At 59.1% G+C, this 7,882-nt stretch carries 8 protein-coding genes and 1 pseudogene; 8 read left to right on the top strand and 1 reads right to left on the bottom strand.

Annotation, left to right across the window (positions count from 1 at the left end; genetic code table 11):
- Nucleotides 1–42 precede the first annotated feature (42 nt).
- Together AC0L3P_RS38775 and AC0L3P_RS38780 are read left to right on the top strand one after the other, a co-directional pair.
- Nucleotides 43–354 carry a DUF736 domain-containing protein gene (locus tag AC0L3P_RS38775; protein ID WP_028152788.1) on the top strand — a complete coding sequence of 104 codons (312 nt, stop codon included), beginning with the start codon at nucleotides 43–45 and terminating at the stop codon, nucleotides 352–354.
- A 63-nt stretch (nucleotides 355–417) separates the two neighbouring features.
- Nucleotides 418–561, top strand: a complete 144-nt coding sequence (locus AC0L3P_RS38780; protein ID WP_473309277.1) for a hypothetical protein — start codon at nucleotides 418–420, stop codon at nucleotides 559–561.
- A gap of 423 nt (nucleotides 562–984) precedes the next feature.
- Here AC0L3P_RS38780 and AC0L3P_RS38785 read toward each other — a convergent pair.
- Nucleotides 985–1,187, bottom strand: a pseudogene (locus tag AC0L3P_RS38785) (WGR domain-containing protein).
- A gap of 653 nt (nucleotides 1,188–1,840) precedes the next feature.
- Between AC0L3P_RS38785 and AC0L3P_RS38790 the strand changes: the two are divergent.
- The 6 genes from AC0L3P_RS38790 to AC0L3P_RS38815 all read left to right on the top strand — a co-directional run bounded on the left by AC0L3P_RS38790 (nucleotide 1,841) and on the right by AC0L3P_RS38815 (nucleotide 7,429).
- Complete coding sequence (locus tag AC0L3P_RS38790) at nucleotides 1,841–2,602, top strand: ParA family protein (protein WP_473309278.1); 762 nt, start codon at nucleotides 1,841–1,843, stop codon at nucleotides 2,600–2,602.
- Nucleotides 2,592–3,572, top strand: a complete 981-nt coding sequence (locus tag AC0L3P_RS38795; RefSeq protein WP_473309280.1) for a ParB/RepB/Spo0J family partition protein — start codon at nucleotides 2,592–2,594, stop codon at nucleotides 3,570–3,572. Before AC0L3P_RS38790 ends, AC0L3P_RS38795 begins: the two co-directional genes overlap by 11 nt.
- 424 nt (nucleotides 3,573–3,996) lie before the next feature.
- Complete coding sequence (locus AC0L3P_RS38800; RefSeq protein ID WP_473309281.1) at nucleotides 3,997–4,515, top strand: MobC family plasmid mobilization relaxosome protein; 519 nt, start codon at nucleotides 3,997–3,999, stop codon at nucleotides 4,513–4,515.
- Nucleotides 4,512–5,585 (top strand): relaxase/mobilization nuclease domain-containing protein, encoded by a 1,074-nt coding sequence (locus tag AC0L3P_RS38805; protein ID WP_473309283.1) that lies wholly within the window; start codon nucleotides 4,512–4,514, stop codon nucleotides 5,583–5,585. The genes AC0L3P_RS38800 and AC0L3P_RS38805 overlap by 4 nt, the downstream gene beginning before the upstream one ends.
- Before the next feature lie 524 nt (nucleotides 5,586–6,109).
- Entirely contained in the window at nucleotides 6,110–6,958 is an 849-nt protein-coding gene (locus AC0L3P_RS38810; protein ID WP_473309284.1) for an AlbA family DNA-binding domain-containing protein, read from the top strand.
- A 333-nt stretch (nucleotides 6,959–7,291) separates the two neighbouring features.
- Nucleotides 7,292–7,429: a hypothetical protein gene (locus AC0L3P_RS38815; RefSeq protein ID WP_473309286.1), complete on the top strand. Its 138-nt coding sequence runs from the start codon at nucleotides 7,292–7,294 to the stop codon at nucleotides 7,427–7,429.
- The last annotated feature ends 453 nt before the right edge of the window (nucleotides 7,430–7,882 follow it).

The following is a 7,882-nucleotide window of genomic DNA, read 5'->3' on the forward strand; positions in this document are numbered from 1 at the left end:
GTGACGGACTCCACCCGTCACTCTTGGCGCACGAATGAGACAATGGCTACCATCGGCACCTTCACCTCCACGGGCAATGGCTTCTCCGGCGCGATCAAGACGCTCAACCTCAACGTCAAGGCCAAGCTGATCCGCGTCGACACCCCTTCCGACAAGGGACCGCACTTCCGCATCTACTCTGGCAATGTCGAGTTGGGCGCGGCCTGGCAGAAGACCGCCAAGGACACCGAGCGCGACTACCTCTCCGTCAAGCTGGACGATCCGAGCTTCCCGGCTCCGATCTACGCCACCCTGATCGAGGTCGAAGGTGCAGAAGGCCTCCAACTGATCTGGTCTCGGCCGAACCGGGACTGAAGCTCCAGGAAGTCGGCTCCGCCGCAAGGCGGGGCCCGCTTCCCTTCTACCGGAGATGCGATCATGACCGTCGACATCATTGAAGAATTGCGGGCCGAGCTGCGCGAATGCGTGTTCACGCCGGCGGAGCGCAAGGCGCTCGAAGTCGAACTGGACGAACTCATTCGCCAACGCGACGAAGCGCTCGCAGCCGAGGAGGGGGCATAAGCCCCCTCCGTTTTGCGTCTTACGATGCACCGCCGTTACGGTCCGGTCCTGCGTTGAGACCGTCCTTGATCGCTTTGGCAGCCGTAAAACTCCTTCCTGGAAGCTGCGATCGCAATCTTTGCGCCGGTCGATGGATTGCGGCCCTCACGAGCGGGGTATCCTCGACGTTGAACTTTCCGAACCCGGGAAGACTCGCCTCGGCTCCGCTCAGGCCGCATCAACGGTCGCGTTGAAAACGCTATCGACCGCGGTTTTGGCCTGAGCCTTTGTCAGGGTGTTCTCGGCCGCGAACTTTTCGGCGATGTCATTGGCCGGTTGGGACGGACTCCCATCTTTTCGATTTTGCTCGTCTGACACCAAGGCCGTGGAACAGACAGAGCCGGCATCGCGGGGCAGAGCCGCAATCTTCGAAAGATTGTCAGGCTAAGATGGTTTTTCGTCCGCGACAGCGTAACCGCGCCTCCGCTTGGCACGTTCCAGGCGTACGAATGCTTCGATCGCCTCCGCATTACCATCGAGGTCTGCACCATGGTCTTGCCACTCCTGCCGATCCGGCCCCAATTGCGGATCAGCGACATTTCTCCGAACAAGGTGGGCTGCGTGGACAGCGCATAGAACCGCCGCATATTGCGCGCGGCATCGATCCGGCGCAGATGAAGCGGTTCTGGTTCGGGTTTCGGCACGGACAGATCCTCGCTTCGGAGGGAAGCGGCGTCCAATGAGTTTTATGAATCGACCGGGCAAATCGATTCATTTTACCGATAGGTCCACTGCGCCGGAAATGTCGCAACTCCGTCCTATTGCCGGATTTAATCTCTCCTCGATGAAGACTTCGCCATCGGGGCGCGCGTCGCAATGCCTAACTTGCAATTGCACCAGCCCTGAATACAACGGCCGCCCACAAGAGATCAGCTCCTAGTTCAGAACTTCCTGCGGCTCTTACAGCCCTGCCTGGGCGAGCCCCTTCGGGGACGGCTCTACTCGCGCCGCCGCGGCGACGCTCCCGGAGCCCACAAGCGGTCTCCGCGCCTTCGCGTGACGATCCTCTCGCGACCTGTCGCGGAGCGACCAGCAACGAGCACAATCCCAGTTCGCGCCCAGAATTTCCCTCGATGGCTATGGGCTGACCTGACTCTTTTGGCAGGGGATTCGCCGGACGAATTCCGGGATCGTTCCGGTGACCGGATTCGCAATCGCTGTTGGTTCAAACCAACATCCTCCAGGACATGATGGACAAGGACATGACTCCCGCGCTGTTAGACCCCTTTCGGACCTTGAGATGAAGACGATTGTCATCAACAATCAAAAGGGCGGGGTCGGCAAGACGACGCTTGCGGTGCATTTGGCCTGGTTTATGGCGGAAGCGGATCTCCGCGTTCTCGTGATCGACGTTGATGCGCAGAGCAACGCATCGGATACATTGAGGCACTACGCAGGTTCAACGTTAGCCGCGGATCTGTTCAAGCCGGGGATACGGGTTGTAGCTCGGGAAGACGAAGGCCTAACGCTGGCACCGGCCGATAGCTCCCTGACCGATCTCGATCGCAGCAGTGCGGCCGCCATAACAACCCTGCAAGAGAACCTCGCTATCGCGTCGGATCAGTTCGATGCCTGCGTCATCGATACGCCGCCATCATTGGGACTGCGCAGTGTCGGCTGTCTGGTTGCGGCCTCGCATGTGCTCGCCCCCATCTATCTGGAGGACTATTCGATCAAAGGCGTCAAAGGGCTGATGCAGACCGTGATCGGCGTACAGAGGCGCTATGGCCGCCAGGATACGAAGTTCCTCGGGTTGCTGCCTTCGAACTTCAACACGAAGTCGCCCCGTCAAAGGAGGCATCTTGAGCAACTCTTGCGCGAGGCGGGCAAATATGTGTTCCCGGGCCAGATTGTTGCAAGGGACGGCTACGCCGAGGCCGTTGCCGAGCGCCTGCCCGTCTGGAAGCTGAAGCGCCGCTCTGCGCAGGAGGCTGGTCGGGAAATCCGCGATGTTCTCGCCAAGATCGTCGCGCAGATGGACGAGCCGTCACATGGCGCTTGATCTCAGCTTTAAGCAGCTAATCGACGCCGCCGAAGATGGTGCTGCCACAACCGGGCAACCGCTTTGCATTGCCATCGACCGTATTGACGAAGATCCAGACCAGCCTCGTCGCAGTTTCGACGAACCGAAGCTCGAGGAGCTTGCGGAATCAGTCCGTCAGCATGGCGTGCTGCAACCGATCGTGCTGCGGCAAGCGACCGAGGAAGGCCGGTACGTGATCGTCATGGGTGCAAGGCGGTATCGTGCTGCGAAACGCGCCGGGCTCCGTGACATCCCGGCTTTCATTCATGCCGTTGGTTCTGCGGATCGTTATGTTCAGATGATCGAGAATATCCAGCGCGATGACCTCAATGCCCCGGAAATTGCGGCATTCATCGCGGACCGCTTGGGGCAGGGCGACAACCAAGCTGACATTTCGCGCAAGCTCGGCAAGCCGAGGGACTGGGTGTCTCGCTACGCGTCGGTCCAGAATATGCCGGAGTTCCTCCAGTCGAAGCTTGCCGGCTCATCAATCCGTGCTGTGTATGAACTCTACCAGGCTTGGCGTGAGCAGCCCAACGCCATCGAAACTTTATGTGCGGCACAGGAGAGCTTCACCGACGCGCACGCCCGTCAGCTGGCTCGTAAAATTCGGTCCGAGGTCCGCGATTCTGCTGCTGACGGCGAGGGGTCCCCTGGAGGGGAACCAGCACGAAGCCCGGTCGCAACCCAAGCGGCATTACGACCCAGAGAGACAGACCGTGTGACGGCGATCGCGAAAAAGCCCCCCAACTCTTCGGGCGATCGGAACGAGCGAATGAGCACATCGCTAACGATCAGAGTGCGTCACCAAGATCGCACTGGCTGTCTTCTGGTCGATCGACTCGCGTCTCAAGGCTCACGGCACGCAGTCCTGTTGGTTGATGGCGCAGAAGAGGCGGAAGAGGTTCCAGCATCGACCATCACAATCGAAGAGATCCTGTTCGCATGAAGCTTGTCCTAGACAGCCTCCTCGGAAACGCTGCTACAGTTGGTGCGCCGGTGGAGCGGATTTCCCATCCGAAGGATGGCGCGTTAGCGCAGCAGCCGGAGGCCGAACGCGCCTCCCACAGCGCTGTAGAGAGGCCGGAGGCTGCTGGAAAGCCGCGGCCCACATATTCGGTGCGAATGTTGCCGATCTGCACGCGCGGTGTTCGTGGAGCACAAGAATTGGGAGCGACGGCTGCGTCATTCCCGGAGGAATTCTCCGCATCGATCACCAGCTGGGTTGGATCTCACCTGCAGCAACTCTCGAGCTTTGGGTGCCGAGCCCGTTGGTTTGAACCAACATGGAGGGGGTGGAGAGATTCACGTTTTCTAGTGCAGGATAGGCTTCGCGCCAGCGATGTATTACATCGCGATTGGGATTGGCGTGCATGGCTCTGATCTCGCTTCGCGTCTCCGACGAAGTCGCGGCGGAGTTCTCAGTCCTTGCCGCGACCCAGGGCGGCAAGTCCGCGCTGCTGCGGCATCTCATTGCTGATGCCCTTGCTGCGCCCGCGCCGCGCATCTTGGCATTGCCGGTGGGGCGGCCGGAGAAGGTGACGGTGCGGTTTCGCGAGAGCGAGATGCGGCAACTCGCGGAAGTTTCACACCAGCGTGGCATGACCCGAACCGGCTGGATCGTCGCGCTGGTTCGCTCGCGATTGGGGTCGCCAGTGCAGCATTCCCCGGACGAGCACGACGCGCTCCGCGCGATCGTTCGCGAGCTCAACCGGATCGGCGGCAACATCAACCAGATCGCGCGGGCGGCAAACAGCAGTGTGCTGCAGGGCAGGGCGGTTGAGCCCGATCTGTCTGCAATTCAAGAGGCCAAATTGGTCATCGAAAGAGAGCTCGCGCAACTACGTAATGCGCTGCACGGCAACGCGGATTATTGGGATGGACGACGATGAGTCGACGCTCGCCGCGTCCGACTGAGCTGGCCTCCGAACTTCCGCCGATCTCCTATGTCTGGGAAACGCCCAATCGGCGCCCACGGCGGGCCGAGTGGGATATCGCCGATCCGGCTGCTCCGGGCCGCCTTACGCCGGCGATGCGTGCAAAGCTCGAACTTATCGTGCGCCGAGCACCGGAGGTGATGGTCAAAATTACCGGCCGCACCAAGGGCGTGGCGCATCTCAGATCGCACCTTGCATACATCACGCGAAACGGCGAGCTCGACGGGGAAACAGAGCAGGGCGCGACGCTGGGCGGTCGTTCTGGATTGAAGGACCTGCAGCAACGCTGGGAGGATGATGCCCGTCTCGACGACAAGCGCCGCCGTGACGGATCGCTTTCGATCAATATCATTCTGTCGATGCCGGCTGGCACTGATGCTGTCGCCGTCAAGGATTCAGCCCGGGCATTTGCCATCGAGACGTTCGGCTATAATCACGACTACGTCTTCGTCCAGCATCTCGACGACAAGCATCCTCACGTGCACTTGACCGTTCGATCGCTGGGCCATGACGGCAAGCGCCTCAACCCGCGCAAGGCGGATCTCCAGGCGTGGCGGGAGCGGTTTGCTTGTGAACTCCGGCTTCGCGGGATCGCTGCCGAGGCCACGCCGCGACGAACCCGCGGACGGGTTCGAAAGGCCGATCGTGGGGCGATCCTCGCAATGCGTAAGCGAAAGATCATGCCCGATGTCGATCGGCTCGCCCGTAAGGAGGTGCTTTCGGAGGTGAGGGGCGGCAGGACTGCCAAACACCCCTGGGACGAACAGATCAAGTCCCGACAGGACACAATCCGGCGGCGTTACCTCGACTATGCCGCTGAGCTACAGCGCTCTGGTGTGGCCGCAGATGATGCGCTAGCGCGACAGATCCGGCAGTTCGTCAACGACATGCCTGCTGTCGTAACTCGCCGGCATGCCCTGAAGAGTGAACTTTCGAAGCTTGCCAATACCCTGCGCCGCGGGGCAGAGCAGGGGGGCGATGACGACGTGCGCGATCACAAGCAAGATGATGAGCGGACGAGATAATGGGACCCCGATGATCAGATACTCGTCGAGTTAAATCGGACCTCCGGCAGGTATCGGACATGGGGACGGGTCCCCCTGCAGATCAATCGTAACTCTTTGAGTGTTCCACACGTGCTCGATCGAAAGTTCGATAAGAGGGACTTCTCATTATGTAGGTTGGTGGATCAGCATCCTGAACGGCGTCTTCCGATGATAGCGTCTGCTACGACTTTTGGCCGGGAGAGTTGGTGCTCGCGTACGTCAACGCCCGGCCAGTCATCCGGTATGTCCAGAGCCTGCAACATGGCACGAACGTGAACGCGGAAATGGAGAAGATCGCCGGATGGTGGATGCCAAAAAGAAACGTATACTAACGGCAGGGATTGGTGGACACGTCGCCGTCTCAGATCTCACGCGGGGAACCACCTAACAGGAACTCGATCCCCTAGGAGCCGCTGAAAATCGTCGGCTATCATAAGTTTGGTGACTTAGCTGGGGCGACCGGCGTTCAGCTCGGCGCAATCCGTAAGAAAGAGAGAAGGTGCATGCGGCCGGTGAGGGAGTGGGAAGAGAAGGATATTGACGCCTTCTACAAAGGGGAAATCGAGGAAAGTCTCGTGCTCGAATACAAGCGGTCGGATGCTCTGTCGAAAGACCCCAATCACAGGAAGGAGCTATGCAAGGACGTGTCGGCGATGGCTAACGCGTCCGGAGGCATTATCATCTACGGCATGAAAGAGGTCGGTAATAAGCCTGACGGCACCGACGACGGGCTCGATCCGAATGTCGTGACGCGCGAGCAGATCGAAAACATCCTCATGTCGAGCATTTATCCCCAGATCGAGGACTTACTGATCAAGCCAGTTGAATTGATCAGCAAGGGTAACGGCAAGGTGGCGTATGTGTTGGACATACCGGCGGCAAAGTCTCGCTGCCCCCACCAAGCATCTGACTATCGCTACTACAAGCGGTACAACTTTAAATCCGAACCGTTGCGGGACGGCGATGTGCGCGACCTGATGCGACGCGGCATTGAGTACGGCCGTAAATACGGCGCGGCTTTGGACCTTTATGTTGAGATGGCACGGATTTCGTCAGCGGCAGCAGCAAGGGCGGCGCCTGGAGCTGGTACGCTAGATAGTGGCAGGGCGATAATCTCTGTATCGGCCGACTTGCGGTCGGCCGGTAGCGCGCTGGTGTTGCTGGCTCCTGACCTACGAAAGATCGTTCCGGGCGTCATCATGCGAGTTGATGCGTATAATTCTAAGGTGGAAGCCCGAGGAGGGATCAACATTGTTTTAGACAGCTCAGCCCGTGTCGAATTGGAGAAAATCAAGCAAGCCGCTGATGAAGTGTGCTCGCACCTTACAATAATCCTAGATCAAGAGCCGTAGCGCTCGGGCAAGTTGCTTGAATGGCCGCCGCCAGAACGAAAATACTTCGAGCAAGACCTATGAGGCAATCGGCCGGTTCGTATTTGAAATCTCGCAGCTCGAATACGAAATCCAGCACCGGGTGGCTGAAGAGGCCTGGGTGATGGACGAGCTTTTTCCGCGATCATGGTGCATGACTTCAATGTGCTCTGTACAGCGGCGGAGCATATATTCGAGATCGGCTTCGAGAAGGAGCCGCCTCAAAAGCTGAGAGACTTCAAAACGCTCATCAAGAAGGCGCGGGCGCTGTCAGATATCAGGAACGCGGTCGCGCACGGGCTGTAAGTGCCATTCATGGAGGGCGGTAAGGTTATTCATGTCCCGCGCTCGCTCAAGCCGAATATCTCGACCGAGCAGGCCGACATTCTCAACAAGAAGGCCGATGAAGCACAGGAGCTCCGAGCACAGATAGCGGCCATGGCCTGGCAATAAGCCTACGCAGGTCCGTCCGAAGCCTTGGCGGTAGCTGTATTGCGATTACGCGCGGCACTTAAGGTCGCTCTGGGAGCTCCCCTTGTTTCAAGATTTTTTCGCCCGGGGGCATTGCCGGGACATCCAAACGGCCGAGATAAATGGCGCGGAAAGCCCCGGTTGAAGCGCTCTGCACGTTATTCTTTATCTCTTGCATGGACATCTGTAGGGCGCGGTCGGAGGTCCGATGATGTGGGTGTGGGTTACTGATGAATTCCAGCGCGGCTGGCGATTCTTGGTGTCGCTATTTCGGAGAAAGCCGATGACGAAGGGGCAATTCGATGTGTTTCGGCATGGAATAAGGACCCCGTTTTCGGGGTGATCGGCATCCAATCGGGGCTCTGACGCATATTCGATGATCGTGTTTGTTTTTATGGCGCGCCAATCAGCCTAGCCTGAAGGAGATCGAGCTTA

This window comes from Bradyrhizobium sp. WSM4874 (assembly GCF_055811835.1).